This window comes from Streptomyces sp. CNZ287 (genome assembly GCF_007827615.1).
Genome location: NZ_VISV01000006.1, coordinates 103,883 through 120,099, shown reverse-complemented (window position 1 = coordinate 120,099; position 16,217 = coordinate 103,883). Strand labels below are relative to the sequence as shown.

Sequence of the window (16,217 nt, the reverse complement as noted above, 5' to 3'; positions counted from 1 at the left end):
GGCGGGGGATACTGGGCCCGTGGCCAGGCAGAGGTCGCGCGGCGGGCGCAGCCCCGTCGTGGTGGACGTGGACGGCGGCACCGCGGAACTGCGTCCCGACCCGGACCGCCCGCGCGCCTGGATGCTGCTCCTGGACGGCGCCCCGCAGTCGCACGTCGACCTCGACGACCCCGTGCACCTGGCGTTCGAGTACCAGCGCCGCCTCGGCCACGCCGCCGACCTCGTCGCCCCCGCCGGCCGCCCCGTGCAGGTCCTCCACCTCGGTGGCGGCGCGCTGACCCTCCCGCGCTACATAGCCGCCACCCGCCCCCGTTCCGTCCAGCAGGCCGTCGAGATCGACGGCAGGCTCACCGCGCTGGTACGCGCCGAACTGCCGCTGCCCGAGCGGGCGCGGATCCGGGTACGGCACGGGGACGCCCGCGCCGTGCTCGCCAGGATGCCGGACGGCTGGGCGGACCTGATCATCGGCGACGTCTTCCACGTCGCGCGCACGCCCGCGCACCTGACCACCACGGAGTTCCTGGGCGACGTGCGCCGGGTGCTGCGCCCCGGCGGCGTCTACGCCGCCAACCTCGCCGACGGGCCGCCGCTCGCGTATCTGCGGGCGCAGATCGCCACCGCCGCCGCGGTCTTCCCCGAGCTGTGCGTCGTCGCCGCCCCCGCCGTCTGGCGCGGGCGGCGCTTCGGCAACGCCGTGCTCCTCGCCTCCGCCGTCCCGCTGCCGGTCGGCGAGCTGACCCGCAGGGCGGCCACCGACCCGCAGTCCGGCCGCGTCGAACACGGCCGCGCGCTCCGGGACTTCGCCGCGGGCGCCCGGCCGGTGACCGACGCCACGGCGACCGAGTCGCCGGCGCCGCCGCCCGGGGTGTTCACGTAGCCGAGGACGCGTCCGGGTCCTTCAGGTCGCGTACTCGTTCGTCTCCACCCGCGGCGGGCCGTCGTGCCACGTGCAGATCACCGACGTCCGGCCGTTGTCCGCGACGAAGTCGACGCGGATCCACGTCGTCTGCTCCCACGTCTGCATCTGCCACCCGGCGTCCGGCGTCGCCGACACCAACTCCGCGGAGTCCGCGGCCATCTCGAACGTCACCCGCCCGCCGGCCACCGGATACGTCTGCACGTCCCCCGTCGCGGTCTCCGCAGGCTGGTCCTGCCGCCCCTCCCCCGGGCCCTCTTCCGCCCCCACGGTGCCCTCGGGGCTCGCCGTACGCCGCTCGCGCTCCGGCGGATCCTGCGAACTCTCCGGCGCCGACGGGGTTTCCGGCTCCGGCGTCGGCGAGGCCGGCGGGGGCCGCTCCGTCGCCGTGCCGACCAAAGGAGGCGGCGACGACGGCGCCCGGCCCGACAGCGGCACCGTGTGCGGCCGGTCGGACGTGCTGTCCAGCACCAGCCTGACCCCGAACCACGACACGGTCACGGCCGCCAGTGTCGCCAGGGTCCACGCGAGCGCGTGCACAAGCCTTCGACGCATCAGCCCTATCCTGCCGCACCCGCCCCCGCGGTGCCGCACCCCCGGCCGGGACCGCTTGTGGCCGGTTGTCCACAGGCGGCCGGTTGTCCACAGGCGGGCGGAGGCGGGGCGGCGCACACCGCGCTTTTGGCGTACGTTGCCGGACATGGCATGTGTGCTGCTGGTGGAGGACGACCAGTTCGTGCGCTCCGCGCTGATCAGGCATCTCACCGACGCCGCCCACACCGTGCGCAGCGTCGGCACGGCACTGGAGGCGCTCCGCGAGGTCGCGCACCACGGGTTCGACGTCGTGATCCTCGACCTCGGGCTGCCCGACCTCGACGGCGCCGAGGCGCTGAGGATGCTCCGCGGCCTCACCGACGTGCCGGTCATCGTCGCCACCGCCCGGGACGACGAGTCCGAGATCGTCCGCATCCTCAACGACGGCGCCGACGACTATCTCGTCAAGCCCTTCTCCGTCGAGCATCTGCAGGCCCGCCTCGGCGCCGTGCTGCGCCGCGCCGGCGGCCGCACCGCCGCCGCCCCGCCGCCGCGGCAACTGCGCGTCGGCGGCCTCGCCATCGACCTGCGGCGGCGCAGCGCGGAGCTGGACGGCCGCGAGCTGGACCTGACCCGGCGCGAGTTCGACATGCTGGCGTTCCTCGCCGAGCGGCCCGGCGTCGTCGTACCGCGGCGGGAACTGCTCTCCGAGGTGTGGCGGCAGTCGTACGGCGACGACCAGACCATCGACGTCCATCTGTCCTGGCTGCGCCGCAAGCTCGGCGAGACCGCCGCGCGGCCCCGCTATCTGCACACCCTGCGCGGCGTCGGCGTGAAGCTCGACCCGCCGGCCGGGATCCCGCCCGCATGAGGTGGGCGCTGGTCAAGGTGTGCCTGGCGGTCACGGTGATGGTCGTGGTCGCCTTCGCCGTGCCGCTCGGGCTCGTCGTCAAGGAGATGGCCCGCGACCGGGCGCTGACCAACGCCGAGCGGATCGCGGCGGGCATCGGCCCGGCGCTGGCGATCACCACCGACGCCGAGCAACTGGAGCGCGCGGTGGGCAGCACCGAGGCCGGCGCGGGCGGGCGGATCGCGGTGCACGTGCCGCGCGGCAGCGCGGAGGGCATGCCGGCGGTACGGATCGGCGAGCCGCGCGCCGGTGCGGCCGATGTGGAGCGCGCCTCGGGCGCGGGCACCTCGCTGCTGGTCGCCGTCGCCGGCGGGCACGCGCTGCTGCAGCCCATCGCCGTCGAGGGCGACCGGGTCGCCGTCGTCGAGGTGTTCGTGCCCGCGGGGGAGCTGACCGAGGGCGTGGCGCTGGCGTGGCTGGTGCTCGCGGGCGTCGGCCTGGCGCTCATCGCGGGCTCGGTCGCCGTCGCGGACCGGCTCGGCACCCGGATGGTGCGGCCCGCACGCCGGCTCGCGGGCGCCGCCCACGACCTGGGGGAGGGCAAGCTCGGTGTCCGGGTCGAGGAGTCGGGGCCCTCCGAACTCCGCTCGGCGGCCGTGGCGTTCAACTCGATGGCCGACCAGGTCGCGCTGCTGCTGGCCAACGAGCGTGAGCTGGCCGCCGACCTCTCCCACCGGCTGCGCACCCCGCTGACCGTGCTGCGGCTCAACGCCGCCTCCCTGGGCGAGAGCGGCGCCGCCGAGCAGACCCGGCAGGCGGTGGCCCAACTGGAGCGCGAGATCGACCAGATCATCGCCACCGTACGGGAGCAGCGCGGCCGGCCCGCGGGGCCGCAGGCGGCGGCGGTGGCCGGCTGCGACGTGTCGGCGGTCATCAGGGAGCGGATGGAGTTCTGGTCGGCGCTGGCGGAGGACGAGCGCAGGTCCGCCCGGCTGGCGGGGGTCGACCGGCCGGCGCAGGTGCCGGTGGCGCGCGCCGAGTTGGTCGCCGCGATCGACGCGCTCATCGGCAACGTCTTCCGGCACACCCCGGAGGGCACGGACTTCTCCGTCGACGTGCACCACGCGGGCGACGCCGTGATCGTGCTCGCCTCGGACGCGGGACCCGGCATCCGCGATCCGGAGGCGGCGCTCGCCCGCGGGCAGGGGCAGGGCGGTCCCGGGTCGACGGGGCTGGGTCTGGACATCGTGCGGCGGGTCGCGGAGTCCACCGGCGGGGACGTGCGGATCGGCCGGTCGGTGCTGGGCGGCGCGGAGATACGGCTCTGGCTGGCGCTGAGCGCCGGGCCCGCCGCGGCGGACGGCGAGCGGCGCCGGCAGCGGCACCGGGTGGTGCGGCGGCGGCGCGGCCGGGCGGCGGAGGGCCCGGCGGCGGGCGGCGCGGGGGACGGGGACGGGACGGCGGCCGCCGCGGGCGCGGGCGCGGGTGCGCGGCGCGCGTAGCGCGGGCGGCGGCCTCCGCCCCTGAAAGGCGCCGGCCCGTCGCGCCGGCCGCAGGCCACCGCCCGTCACGCGGCGGCCTCCGTCCGGGCCGCGACGGCCCTCGCCCTCCCCATGCGGCGCCCGCCGGTTGCCGGTCCGGCGGACGCCCGTCTCGTCGCCCGGGCCCGGGCGCCGGATTCGCGGTGCCCCGGGCTGCCGAAGCGCCGGTCTGCCGAGCCCCGGTCTGCCGGGCGCCGTCGCGCCTCCGTCAGAGGCCGGGCGCCGGCAGCGCCCCCGTGCGGATCACGTCCGCGTACCAGCGGGCGCTGGACTTCGGCGTGCGCCGCTGCGTCGCGTAGTCCACGTGCACCGCGCCGAACCGCTTGGCGTAGCCGTACGCCCACTCGAAGTTGTCCAGCAGCGACCACAGGAAGTAGCCCCGCACGTCCGCGCCCTCGGCCATCGCGCGGTGCACGGCGCCGATGTGCCCGTGCAGATACGCGATGCGGTCCGGGTCGTGGACCGAGCCGTCCGGCTCCGGCTTGTCGTCGTACGCCGCGCCGTTCTCGGTGATGTACAGCGGCAGGTCCGGCGCGTCGGCGGTGAACCGCAGCAGCAGCTCCGTCAGCCCCGTCGGGTCGACGGTCCAGCCCATCGCGGTGCGCTCGCCCGGTGGCTGGTGGAAGGCGATGTGGTCCGCGGCCGGCCAGGGGGACTGCGCGCCGCCGCCGTGGCCGTCGGCGCGCTCGGGCCTGGCGTCGCCGGAGACGGCGGAGACCACGGTGGGCGTGTAGTAGTTGAGGCCGATCGAGTCCAGCGGCCGGTTGATCAGCGGCAGGTCCCCGTCCCGTACGAAGGACCAGTCCGTCAGCCGCGCCGTGTCGTCCAGCAGATCGGGCGGGTACGCGCCGTCGAGCATCGGCCCGGTGAAGATGCGGGTGGCCAGCGCGTCGACCTGGCGGGCGGCGTCGCGGTCCGCCTCGGAGTCCGTACGCGGCCGGACGACCGCCGGGTTGAGGCTGACGGAGACCTGGGCGCGGGCGGGAAGCACGGTGCGCAGCACGTCGGTGGCGAGGCCGTGCGCGAGGTTGAGGTGGTGCGCGGCGCGCAGGGCGGCGACCGGGTCGGTGCGGCCGGGGGCGTGCACCCCGGCGGCGTAGCCGAGGAACGCGCTGCACCAGGGCTCGTTGAGCGTGGTCCACAGCTCGACACGGTCGCCGAGGGCCTCGCCGACGAGGCGGGCGTAGTCGGCGAACCGGTGCGCCGTGTCGCGCTCCGGCCAGCCGCCCGCGGTCTCCAGCTCCTGCGGCAGGTCCCAGTGGTAGAGCGTGAGCACCGGCTTGATGCCGGCCGCCAGCAGCTCGTCGGCGAGCTGCCGGTAGAAGTCGAGCCCGCGCTGCACGGCGGGCCCGCGGCCGGTGGGCTGGACGCGCGGCCAGGAGACGGAGAAGCGGTACGCCCCGATGCCGAGCCCGGCCATCAGCTCGACGTCCTCGGTGCGCCGGTGATAGTGGTCGACGGCGACGTCCCCGGTGTCGCCGCCCGCGGTCTTCCCCGGGGTGTGCGAGAAGGTGTCCCAGATGGAGGGGGTGCGGCCGTGCTCCCGCGCGGCGCCTTCGATCTGGTACGCGGCGGTGGCCGTGCCCCACAGGAAGTCCTCGGGGAAGGTGGCGGTGGTGTCGGACATCTGGGAGCGCTCCCAATCTCGGCAGTGACGAACGTCGTGGACAACAAGGTGCGGTCGGTGCTCAACGGCCCCCGGGCGGTGCGCGGGTCGTACCGTCACAGGGCGAGCGGGGCACGGCCGGTCAGCCCTTGACCGCGCCGTGCATGATGCCGCCGACGATCTGCCTGCCGAAGAGCAGCAGGAGCAGCAGCAGCGGCAGCGTACCGAGCAGCGCGCCCGCCATGATCACCGACTGGTCGGGGATATAGCCGCGGCCCAGGCTGGTGAGCGCCACCTGCACCGTCGGGTTCTCCTGGGTGAGTGCGATGATCGGCCAGAAGAACTCGTTCCAGGCCATCACGAACGTCAGCATCCCCAGCACGGCCATCGCGGGCCGGGCCGCGGGGAAGACCACGTGCCAGATGACGCGCACGCTGCTCGCGCCGTCCACCCGCGCGGCCTCGATCAGCTCGCTGGGCAGCGCCTGGATCAGGTACTGCCGCATGAAGAACACGCCGAACGCGCTCACGATGAACGGCAGGATCACCGACTGCAGTTGGTCGATCCACTCCAGCTTCGCGATCGCCATGTACAGCGGCACGACGCTGAGCTGGGGCGGGACCATCATCGTGCCGATCACCAGCAGCATCAGCAGGTTCTTGAAGCGGAACCGCAGCTTGGCGAAGGCGAAGCCGGCCAGCGTGCCGAAGAGCACGGTTCCCGTGGCGATGGCCCCGGCCACGAGGGTGGTGTTGAAGAGCGCCAGCCCCATGTTCGCGTCGGACCAGGCGGTCTCCATGTTCGCGAACAGGTTGCCGCCGAACCACAGCGGCGGCGGCGTCTCCGCCAGCCGCTCGTTGGTGCGGGAAGCGGCGATCGCGGTCCAGATCAACGGGAAGAGCGAGATCGCGGTGAAGAGCAGCAGGACGGCGTACGTGAGCTTGCCCGCCCGGTGCTGGCCGCCGGCCTCCCCGGCCTTCGGTGCGCGCCGCCGCCGGCGGCGGCGCGGGGCCGTGGTCTCGGGGGCGGTCTCTGTCAGCGTTGCCATGAGCTTCCCTTCAGCTCTTCCGCAGCCGGCGCGAGATCAGGCCGAAGACGATGCCGATCACCACGAGGATGAGGAACATCACCCAGGCGATGGCCGCGGCGCGGCCGAGGTGCAGGTTGCGCCAGCCCTGCTCGTACAGGTAGAGGCCCAGGGTCTGGAACTGGTGGTCGGGGCCGCCGGACGCGCCCGCGCCCTCCTCGAAGAGCAGCGGCTCGCCGAAGAGCTGGACCGAACCGATCGTGGAGACGACGACGGTGAAGAGGATCGTGGGCCGCAGGGAGGGGATGGTGACGTACCGGAACTGCTTCCAGCGCGACGCACCGTCCAGCGCCGCGGACTCGTAGAGGTCGTGCGGCACGGCCTGCATGGCGGCCAGGTAGATCAGGGTGTTGTAGCCGGTCCAGCGCCAGATCACGATCGTGGAGATGGCGATCTTCGAGGTCCAGTCGCCGCTCTTCCAGTCGATCTCGTCCACGCCGAAGAGGCCGAGGAACCAGTTGATGAGTCCGTAGTCGCGGCCGTAGAGCATCGCGAACACCAGGGTCGCCGCCGCCACGCTGGTGGCGTACGGCGCGAGCATCGCCACCCGGAAGAAGGAGGAGCCGCGCATCTTGTAGTTGAGCAGGTGCGCGAGGCCCATCGCCATGAGCAGCTGCGGGACCGTGGAGAGCACCGCGAGGGTGAAGGTGACCCACAGCGAGTTCCAGAAGAAGTGGTCCTCGAAGAGCCGCGTGTAGTTGTGCAGCCCGGCCCACTCCATGTCGGTGGGCGCGGTCAGCTCCACCCGGTGCAGCGAGGCCCACGCGGTGTAGAGCAGCGGGAAGAGACCGAAAGCGGCGAAGAACAGGAAGAAGGGCGAGATGAAGGCGTACGGGCTGAACTTGGCGTCCCACCGGTAGCGGCGGCTGCGCCACTTCTGCCGCCGGTCCTCGGTCGCGGGCCGTTTCGGGGCCGCGCCCCCCTCGGCGGAGGGGGGCGCGTCCACGGCCGTACCAGTCTGCGTCATGGCCGGTGGCCTCACTGATCCAGCGCGTTGTCCACGGCCTTGACGGCTTCGTCCCAGGCGCCGTCGGGGTCCTGCTTGCCCTGCTCGATCAGCTGCAGGCCGTTGCCGATGTTGTCGTCGATGACCTGGTCCTTCGGGCCGATCGTCTGGACCGGGATCTCCTGGGCGGAGGCGGAGAACAGCTCACCGATCGGGGCGTCGCCGAAGTACGGGTTGGTCGCGGTCTTGACCGCCTCCATGTCGTACGCGGGCGGGGCGCTGGGGAAGTTGCCGCGCTCGGCGAAGAGCTTGGCCTGCTGCTCGGGCGCGGTCAGCCAGGCGACGAGCTTGGCGGCCTCGTCCTTGTTCGGGCCGGACTCGGGGACGCCGAGGAAGGCGCCGCCCCAGTTGCCGGGCTTCGGCGACTGGGCCACGTCCCACTTGCCCTCGGCCTTGGTGCCGCCCTTCTCCTGGATGTAGCCGAGCATCCACGCGGGGCAGGAGATGGTGGCGAAGTCACCGTTGCTCATCGCCTGGTCCCACTGCTTGGTGAACTGCTCCAGGTTGCCGGTGAGCTTCTCCTCGGCGGCGGTGGCGGCGATGCCCCAGGCGTCCTTGACGTCCTGGCTGTCCTTGTAGATGACCTCGCCGGACTCGTCGTAGTACTTGCCCTCGCTGGAGGCGATGGCGCCGTCGTACACGGCGTCGGCGGAGTCCACCCAGGCGACGCCCTCGGGGCCGTTCTCCTTGAAGTCGCGGCCTGCGTCGAGGAACTTCTCCCAGTCGCCCGCCCACAGCTTGGCGACCTCGTCGCGGTCGGTGGGCAGGCCGGCGGCCTTGAAGTGGTCCTTGCGGTAGCAGACGGCCATGGGGCCGACGTCGGTGCCGAGCCCGATGGTCTTGCCGTCGTCGGCGGTGGCCTGCTGCCACTTCCAGTCCAGGAAGGCGTCCTTGGAGGCGCCGTCGACCTTGCCGAGGTCCACGAACCGGTCGGACTGGGTGTCGACGACCTCGGCGATGTTGGCGACCTCGATGGCCTGGACGTCCGCCAGGCCGCTGTTGCTGGTGAGGTGGTTCAGCAACTGCGGGTAATAGTTCTCGTTCCGCTCGATCACCGTTTCCTTGATGGTGATGTCCGGATTGAGCTTCTCGTACTCGTCGTAGAGCCCGGCCTCCTTGAAGCCGAAGGTGCCGAAGAGTCCCATCGTGATGGTGGTCTTCCCGCCGCCTCCGTCCTCGGAGCCGGCCTTCGAGCCGCCGTCTTCGTCATCGCTCGCGCACGCGCTGAGCAACCCGGTGCCCAGAGCGGCTGCGGCCAAAAGGCCCACGGCCCGTCGGGTCGTGCGGTAACTGCGCACTGCATCCTCCTAGCGCCCTGACGCGTGCCGCTCCTGCCGGAGGTCTACGAGGGGGGATCGGGAGTGGCGGCTCGGGCGGGCTTTCGTGCGGGTTCTCTATGGGTCGAGTAGAGTGGGAGCGCTCCCAGAAGTGATTGGTTGAAGGGTGGCCTGTCGGCGAGGGGGTGTCAAGGGACCGGACATCTCGACTGGCTCCCGTTACGCGGCTGTTAGCTTCTGCGCGGTCCGTGGACATGGGCCGGGGGCGAGAATCGGACAGTCAGCAGACAGCCATAACGCGGGAGGGTGGAATGGCGGTCAGGGATCGGCGTACGCCGGTGGCGCGCGGCGGGCGCGGTGGCAGACCGACGCTTGAGCAGGTCGCCGCGCGAGCCGGGGTGGGCAGGGGGACGGTGTCCCGGGTGATCAACGGATCGGATCAGGTCAGCGAGCAGGCGCGGACCGCCGTCGAGCGGGCGGTCGCGGAGCTGGGCTACGTGCCCAACCGCGCGGCGCGGGCGCTCGCGGCCGGGAGCGCGGACGCGGTCGCGCTGGTGATCCCGGAGCCGGAGACCCGGCTCTTCTCCGAGCCGTACTTCTCGGACATCGTCCGCGGGGTGAGCGCGGAGCTCGCGGAGACGGACAAGCAGCTCCTGCTCACGCTCATCCGCTCGCCCCGGGAGAGGGAGCGGCTGGCGGCGTATCTCAGCGCCGACCGGGTCGACGGCGTGCTGCTGGTCTCCGTGCACGAGGGCGACCCGCTGCCGGAGATGCTGGCGGCGATGGGGCTCCCGGCGGTGCTCAACGGCCGGCGGGCGGCGGGCGAGGCCGTGCCGTACGTCGACTCGGACAACACCGGCGGCGCGCAGGCGGCCGTCGGGCATCTGATCGGCCGCGGGCGCTCGGCGATCGCGACGATCACCGGCCCCTCCGACATGTACGTCGCGAGCTGCCGGCTGGAGGGCTACCGTCAGGCCCTGAAGGGGGCGGGCCGGGAGGAGGACGCGGGTCTGATCGCGGTCGGGGACTTCACCGAGGAGGGCGGCCGGCGGGCGATGCAGGAGCTGCTGGAGCGGCGGCCCGCGCTGGACGCGGTCTTCGCCGCCTCCGACGTGATGGCGGCCGGCGCGCTCCAGGTGCTGCGGGCGGCGGGCCGTACGGTGCCGGACGAGGTGGCGGTCGTCGGCTTCGAGGACTCGCCGGTGGCCCGGCACACCGACCCGCCGCTCACCAGCGTGCGGCAGCCCACGGAGGAGATGGGGCGGGCGATGGTGCGGGTGCTGCTGGACGGGATCGACGCGAAGGAAGCCACGCAGGGGCGGCACGTGGTACTGCCGACCGAGCTGGTGGTACGCGCCTCGGGGTGACCCGGGCGGCCCCGCCGCCCGGCGCCGGAACGTGACGCGGGGCGGGCCCAGGACCGGGCCCGCCCCGTCCGCGTGGGTACGGGCCCTCCTTCCGGCGCGTAGCAGGCAACTGCCCCGGCTCCGGGGCGACTTCTGTCCGGAGGGGTTGACAGGTGCATAACCCTTCGGGAGATTGGGAGCGCTCCCACAGTTCAAGACTTGCACCTCCTTCCGCGAGGCGAGGACGGGGGCGTACCACACCAGGACCACCCCGTCCGGTCAGCTCAGCCGGGTCGGGCGCACACAGGCCCCGTGCGCCCGGCCCGGCTGTCCCCCCACGCCGTCCGCTCGCGCATCCGCACGCCCGAACACCTTCCAGTTCCAGGAGGATTCGTGCACGCACCCCGCACTCCCGACGAGTCCGTACGGCTGTCGCGAAGATCATTCACCACCGCCGCCGGCGGCGCGCTCGTCGCCCTCGGCGCCGGGCAGGCCCTGGCCGGCGCCACCGCCCACGCCGCCGAGGCGCCGGCGGACGACCGTACGAAGGCCGTCGCCGCCACCCCGTACACCGACGCCTTCCTCGCCCAGTACGAGAAGATCAAGGACCCCGGCAACGGGTACTTCAGCCCGGACGGCATCCCCTACCACTGCGTCGAGACCCTGATCGTCGAGGCGCCCGACCACGGCCACCAGACCACCTCGGAGGCGTTCAGCTTCTGGATCTGGCTGGAGGCCGCGTACGGCAGGGTCACCGGCGACTGGGGCCCGTTCAACGGCGCCTGGGAGACCGCCGAGCGCTCCATCATCCCGCCCCACGTCGACCAGCCCAGCAGCGGCTCGTACAACCCGGGCTCGCCCGCCACCTACGCGCCCGAGCACTCCGAGGTCTCGTCCTACCCCTCCCAGCTCGACCCCGACGTGCCCGTCGGCCAGGACCCCATCGCCGCCGAACTGGCGTCCGCGTACGGGACGATGGACGTCTACGGCATGCACTGGCTGATGGATCTCGACAACGTCTACGGCTACGGCAACACCCCCGGCACCGGCGGCCAGAACGGACCCGGGCCCGGCGCGTCGTTCATCAACAGCTACCAGCGCGGCTCCCAGGAGTCGGTCTGGGAGACGATCCCGCAGCCCACCACCGACCTCTTCGAGTTCGGCGGCCCCAACGGCTACCTCGACCTCTTCGTCGGCGACGCCTCCTACGCGCAGCAGTGGAAGTACACCAACGCGCCCGACGCCGACGCCCGCGCCGTACAGGCCGCGTACTGGGCGCTGACCTGGGCCAGGGCGCAGGGCAACGAGAGCCAGGTGGCGGAGTCCGTCGCGCGCGCCGCGAAGATGGGCGACTACCTGCGCTACGCCATGTTCGACAAGTACTTCAAGCAGATCGGCGACTGCGACAGCCCCACCGGCTGCCCCGCGGGCACCGGCCGCACCTCCCAGCACTACCTGCTGTCCTGGTACTACGCCTGGGGCGGCTCCACCGGCAGCGGCGGCGGCTGGGCCTGGCGCATCGGCGACGGCGCGTCCCACCAGGGCTACCAGAACCCCTTCGCCGCCTGGGCGCTGGCCACCGTGCCCGAGCTGACCCCCAAGTCCCCCACCGCGAAGAGCGACTGGGCCACGTCCCTCACCCGGCAACTGGAGTTCCTGCGCTGGCTGCAGTCCACCGAGGGCGCCCTCGCCGGCGGCTGCACCAACAGCTGGGAGGGGCAGTACGGCGCCCCGCCCGACGGCACGCCGACCTTCTACGGCATGCCCTACGACTGGCAGCCCGTCTACCACGACCCGCCCAGCAACAACTGGTTCGGCTTCCAGGTCTGGGGCATGGAGCGCGTCGCGCAGTACTACCACGCCACCGGCAACGCCGACGCCGGGGCCGTCCTCGCCAAGTGGGTCGCCTGGGCCTCCGCCGAGACCACCGTCGGCGCCGACGGCAGCTACCGCTTCCCGTCCACCCTGCGCTGGACCGGCGCTCCCGACACCTGGAACGCCGCGAACCCGGGCGCCAACGCCGGCCTGCACGTGGAGGTCGTGGACTACGCCGACGACGTCGGCGTCGGCGCGGCGCTGGTCATGACGCTGGTGTACTACGCCGCCAGGGCCGCGGACACCGACGCCGCGGCGCTGGCCAAGGCGCTGCTCGACGCGATGGCCGCGCACGCCGACGACAAGGGCATCGCCGTCCCCGAGACCCGCCGCGACTACGACCGCTTCGACGACGAGGTGTACGTGCCCGCCGGCTGGTCCGGCACCTCCCCGTACGGCGACGCCATCGAACCCGGCGTCACCTTCATCGGCCTGCGCCCCTGGTACCGCGAGGACCCGGACTGGGAGAAGGTGCAGACGTACCTCGACGGCGGCGCCGCGCCGGTGTTCACGTACCACCGCTTCTGGGCCCAGGCCGCCCTCGCCCTCGCCTTCGCCGCCTACGGCGAACTGCTCGGCGGCGAGACGCCCGGCGGCCCCGGCGACGACACCGAGCCGCCGACCGTGCCGGGCGGGCTGCGGATCACCGGCACCACGGCGAGCAGCGTCGCGCTGGCCTGGACCGCCTCGACGGACAACGTGCGGGTGACGGCGTACGACGTGTACCGCGACGGCACGCCGGTGGGCAGCGCGACCTCCACGTCCTTCACCGACACCGGGCTCTCCGCCGCCACCGCGTACTCCTACACGGTCACCGCCCGGGACGCGGCGGGCAACGCCTCGCAGCCGTCCGCGGCGGTGACGGCGACGACGGGGACGGGCACCGGCACCGGGGCGGTGAAGGTCGAGTACCGCAACAACGACCAGGCCCTCACCGACAACCAGATCAGGCCCGGCCTCCGGATCGTGAACACCGGCGGCGGCGCGCTGAGCCTGTCGACGCTGACCGTTCGCTACTGGTTCAGCGGCGAGTCCGGCGCGGCGACGTACAGCACCTGGTGCGACTACGCCCAGATCGGCGCCGCCAACGTCACGCACCGCGTGGTCGCGGCCGGCGGCGGCAAAGCCGGCGCCACGCACTACCTGGAGGTCGGCTTCACCGCGGGTGCCGGCAGCCTGGCCGCCGGCGCCTCCACCGGCGACATCCAGTTGCGGCTGAACAAGACCGACTGGTCCGCCTTCGACGAGTCGGACGACTACAGCCGCGCCACCACCGGCACGTACATCGACGCGCCCCGGATCGTCGCGTACGTCGCCGGCTCGCCGGTGTGGGGCACGGAGCCCTGACCCCGGCGCGCGGCCCGGTGCGTACGAGCGGGACGGCTCCGGCCCGTACGCACCCGCCGCTCCACGACGGCGGGCCGATGCCCGCCCCGAGGGCGCGGCCGTGACGACGAGGGGTGCGGCCGCGCCCCACCCCCACACCCCCTGCCGAAAGGACGTCTTCCGTGAGACGGCACCTACCCCGTGCCCTCGCCGCCGTGCTGGTCGCCGGAGCGCTCGCCGCGCCCGGCGCCGCCGCGGCCGACGAGGGCCCCGAGCTGATCCTCAACGGCGGCTTCGACGCCGGCACCGCGCCCTGGTGGTTCACGCCGGACAGCCCCGGCACCGTGGTCGACGGCCGGCTCTGCGCCGACGTGCCCGCCGGCACGGTCAACCCGTGGGACGCCATCATCGGCCAGGACGCCCTGCCGATCACCGCGGGCGAGACCTACGCCCTGCGCTACACCGCGACCGCCACCACACCCGTGACGATCCGCACCAACGTGCAGCAGGCCGTGGAGCCGTGGGGCCAGTTCTTCTCCTCCGCGGACCAGGTGACGGAGACCGCCACGACCTTCGAGCACGTCTTCACCGCCACCGCCGCGGACGACGCCGCCCAGCTCGCCTTCCAGATCGGCGGCAGCGACGCGGCGTTCACCTTCTGCCTGGACGACGTCTCGCTCCGCGGCGGGGCGGAGCAGCCGCCGTACGACCCGGACACCGGCTCGCCCGTGCGCGTCAACCAGGTCGGCTACCTCACCGAGGGGCCGAAGAACGGCACCTTCGTCACCGAGGCCGCCCAACCGCTCACCTGGACCCTGAACGCCGCCGACGGCACCGAGAAGGCGAGCGGCACCACCGTGCCCGCGGGCACCGACCCGACCTCGCTGGAGAACGTGCACACCTTCGCCTTCGGCGACTTCACCGAGGCCGGCGAGGGCTACACCGTCACGATCGACGGCGAGACCAGCGAGCCGTTCGCCATCGGCGACGACATCTACGGCACGCTGCGCACCGACGCGCTCGCGTACTTCTACCACAACCGCAGCGGCATCGAGATCGATGCCGACCTGGTCGGCGAGGAGTACGCCAGGCCCGCCGGACACGTCAACGTCGAGCCCAACCAGGGCGACAGCGACGTCCCCTGCCAGCCCGGGGTCTGCGACTACACCCTGGACGCCGCCGGCGGCTGGTACGACGCCGGTGACCACGGCAAGTACGTCGTCAACGGCGGCATCGCCGCCGCGCAGGTGATGAGCGTGTACGAGCGCACGCTGACCACCGACGGCGCCGACGGCGAGCCCATCGGGGACGGCAAGCTCGCCGTGCCCGAGCGCGGCAACGGCGTGCCCGACGTGCTCGACGAGGCGCGCTGGCAGATGGAGTTCCTGCTCTCCATGCAGGTCCCGGCCGGCGAGGAGCTGGCCGGCATGGCGCACCACAAGCTGCACGACGACCAGTGGACCGCCCTGCCCACGCTGCCGCACGAAGACGCGCAGGCCCGCGAGCTGCACCCGCCGTCCACCGCGGCGACGCTCAACCTGGCCGCCACCGGCGCGCAGTGCGCGCGGCTGTACGCGGACTTCGACGCGGACTTCGCCGACCGCTGCCTGGCCGCCGCCCGTACCGCGTACGCCGCGGCCGAGGCCAACCCGGACCGGCTCGCCGACCCGAACGACGGCACCGGCGGCGGCGCGTACAGCGACGGCGAGGTGAGCGACGAGTTCTACTGGGCCGCCGCCGAGCTGTACCTGTCCACTGGCGAGGACGCCTACCTCCAGGACGTGCTCGACTCGCCCCTGCACGGCGACGCCGAGGCGGTCTTCCCCGCCGACGGCATGTCGTGGGCCGCCACCGCCGGGCTCGGGGCGCTCGACCTGGCCACCGTCGACAGCGGGCTGACGGACGCGCAGCTCGCCGCCGTACGCGGCATGGTCACCGACGCCGCCGACGGCTACGCGGCCGACGCGGCGAACGCCGCCTACGGCGTCCCGTACGCCCCCGCGGGCGGGCGCTACGTCTGGGGCTCCAACAGCCAGGTGCTCAACAACATGGTCGTCCTGGCCACCGCCCACGGGCTCACCGGCGAGGCCGGCTACCGCGACGCCGTGCTCACGGGCCTCGACTACCTGCTGGGCCGCAACCCGCTGAACCAGTCGTACGTCACCGGACACGGCGAGCGCGACTCGAAGAACCAGCACCACAGGTTCTGGGCCAACCAGCTCGACCCGAGCCTGCCGAACCCGCCCGCGGGCGCGCTGGCCGGCGGCCCGGACTCGCAGTTGGAGGACCCGGTGGCGCAGCGGGAGCTGGCCGGCTGCCCGCCGGCGATGTGCTACATCGACCACATCGAGTCGTACTCGACCAACGAGGTCACGATCAACTGGAACGCCCCGCTCGCCTGGATCGCCGGCTACGCCGACGACCTCGGCAGCGGCGGCGGCGACCCGGGGCCGGGGCCCGGCGAGGAGTGCTCCGCGGCGTACTCGGTGCCCAACCAGTGGCCGGGCGGCTTCACCGGCACCGTCACCGTCTCCTGCGACGGCGCGGCCCTCGACGGCTGGACCGCGCAGTGGGACTTCCCGGACGGCCAGCGGCTCCAGAACGCCTGGAACGCGGTCTGCTCCCAGACCGGCACCACTGTGACCTGCCGTAACACGCCGTACAACGGCCGGGTGCCGGACGGCGGTTCGGTCTCCTTCGGCTTCAACGCCGGCTGGAGCGGCAGCAACGGCACGCCGCGGGAGGTGAAGCTCGGCGGCGGCACCTGAGCCGCCGTACCCGAGGTGCCGCACCTGAGCGGCATCCGCACCTGAACGACCGTCCGTGCGCCGCCGCGGCGGGGTGCTCCCGCCC

11 protein-coding genes are annotated in these 16,217 nt (G+C 73.4%); 6 read left to right on the top strand and 5 right to left on the bottom strand.

What is annotated here, in order from left to right; genetic code table 11:
* Positions 1-19 precede the first annotated feature (19 nt).
* A complete protein-coding gene (locus FB457_RS13850; RefSeq protein ID WP_486589029.1) occupies positions 20-877 on the top strand; it encodes a spermidine synthase in 858 nt (285 codons plus the stop codon).
* Positions 878-898: 21 nt separating this feature from the next.
* Here FB457_RS13850 and FB457_RS13845 read toward each other — a convergent pair whose 3' ends face one another.
* On the bottom strand, positions 899-1,471 hold the full coding sequence (locus FB457_RS13845) for a hypothetical protein (RefSeq protein ID WP_347612305.1): 573 nt from the start codon (positions 1,469-1,471) through the stop codon (positions 899-901).
* 145 nt (positions 1,472-1,616) lie between these two features.
* Between FB457_RS13845 and FB457_RS13840 the strand changes: the two genes are divergently transcribed.
* Positions 1,617-2,321: a response regulator transcription factor gene (locus FB457_RS13840; protein ID WP_047019938.1), complete on the top strand. Its 705-nt coding sequence runs from the start codon at positions 1,617-1,619 to the stop codon at positions 2,319-2,321.
* On the top strand, positions 2,318-3,802 hold the full coding sequence (locus tag FB457_RS13835) for a HAMP domain-containing sensor histidine kinase (RefSeq protein WP_047015922.1): 1,485 nt from the start codon (positions 2,318-2,320) through the stop codon (positions 3,800-3,802). The genes FB457_RS13840 and FB457_RS13835 overlap by 4 nt, the downstream gene beginning before the upstream one ends.
* 247 nt (positions 3,803-4,049) lie before the next feature.
* On the opposite strand, the gene FB457_RS13830 is transcribed toward FB457_RS13835, so the two are convergent.
* The 4 genes from FB457_RS13830 to FB457_RS13815 form a co-directional block, all read right to left on the bottom strand.
* On the bottom strand, positions 4,050-5,468 hold the full coding sequence (locus FB457_RS13830) for a GH1 family beta-glucosidase (RefSeq protein ID WP_047015921.1): 1,419 nt from the start codon (positions 5,466-5,468) through the stop codon (positions 4,050-4,052).
* A 121-nt stretch (positions 5,469-5,589) separates the two neighbouring features.
* Complete coding sequence (locus FB457_RS13825) at positions 5,590-6,495, bottom strand: carbohydrate ABC transporter permease (protein WP_145782058.1); 906 nt, start codon at positions 6,493-6,495, stop codon at positions 5,590-5,592.
* A gap of 10 nt (positions 6,496-6,505) precedes the next feature.
* On the bottom strand, positions 6,506-7,501 hold the full coding sequence (locus FB457_RS13820) for a carbohydrate ABC transporter permease (protein ID WP_047015919.1): 996 nt from the start codon (positions 7,499-7,501) through the stop codon (positions 6,506-6,508).
* Between the two features lie 11 nt (positions 7,502-7,512).
* The gene (locus tag FB457_RS13815) at positions 7,513-8,685 is read right to left on the bottom strand and encodes an ABC transporter substrate-binding protein (RefSeq protein WP_078898642.1); all 1,173 of its coding nucleotides are present in this window, start codon (positions 8,683-8,685) and stop codon (positions 7,513-7,515) included.
* 443 nt (positions 8,686-9,128) lie between these two features.
* On the opposite strand from FB457_RS13815, the gene FB457_RS13810 reads away from it, so the two are divergent.
* The 3 genes from FB457_RS13810 to FB457_RS13800 all read left to right on the top strand — a co-directional run bounded on the left by FB457_RS13810 (position 9,129) and on the right by FB457_RS13800 (position 16,132).
* Complete coding sequence (locus FB457_RS13810) at positions 9,129-10,184, top strand: LacI family DNA-binding transcriptional regulator (protein WP_145782057.1); 1,056 nt, start codon at positions 9,129-9,131, stop codon at positions 10,182-10,184.
* Positions 10,185-10,556: 372 nt separating this feature from the next.
* Entirely contained in the window at positions 10,557-13,385 is a 2,829-nt protein-coding gene (locus tag FB457_RS13805; RefSeq protein WP_347612300.1) for a glycoside hydrolase family 48 protein, read from the top strand.
* A 161-nt stretch (positions 13,386-13,546) separates the two neighbouring features.
* Positions 13,547-16,132 carry a glycoside hydrolase family 9 protein gene (locus tag FB457_RS13800; RefSeq protein WP_145782054.1) on the top strand — a complete coding sequence of 862 codons (2,586 nt, stop codon included), beginning with the start codon at positions 13,547-13,549 and terminating at the stop codon, positions 16,130-16,132.
* The last annotated feature ends 85 nt before the right edge of the window (positions 16,133-16,217 follow it).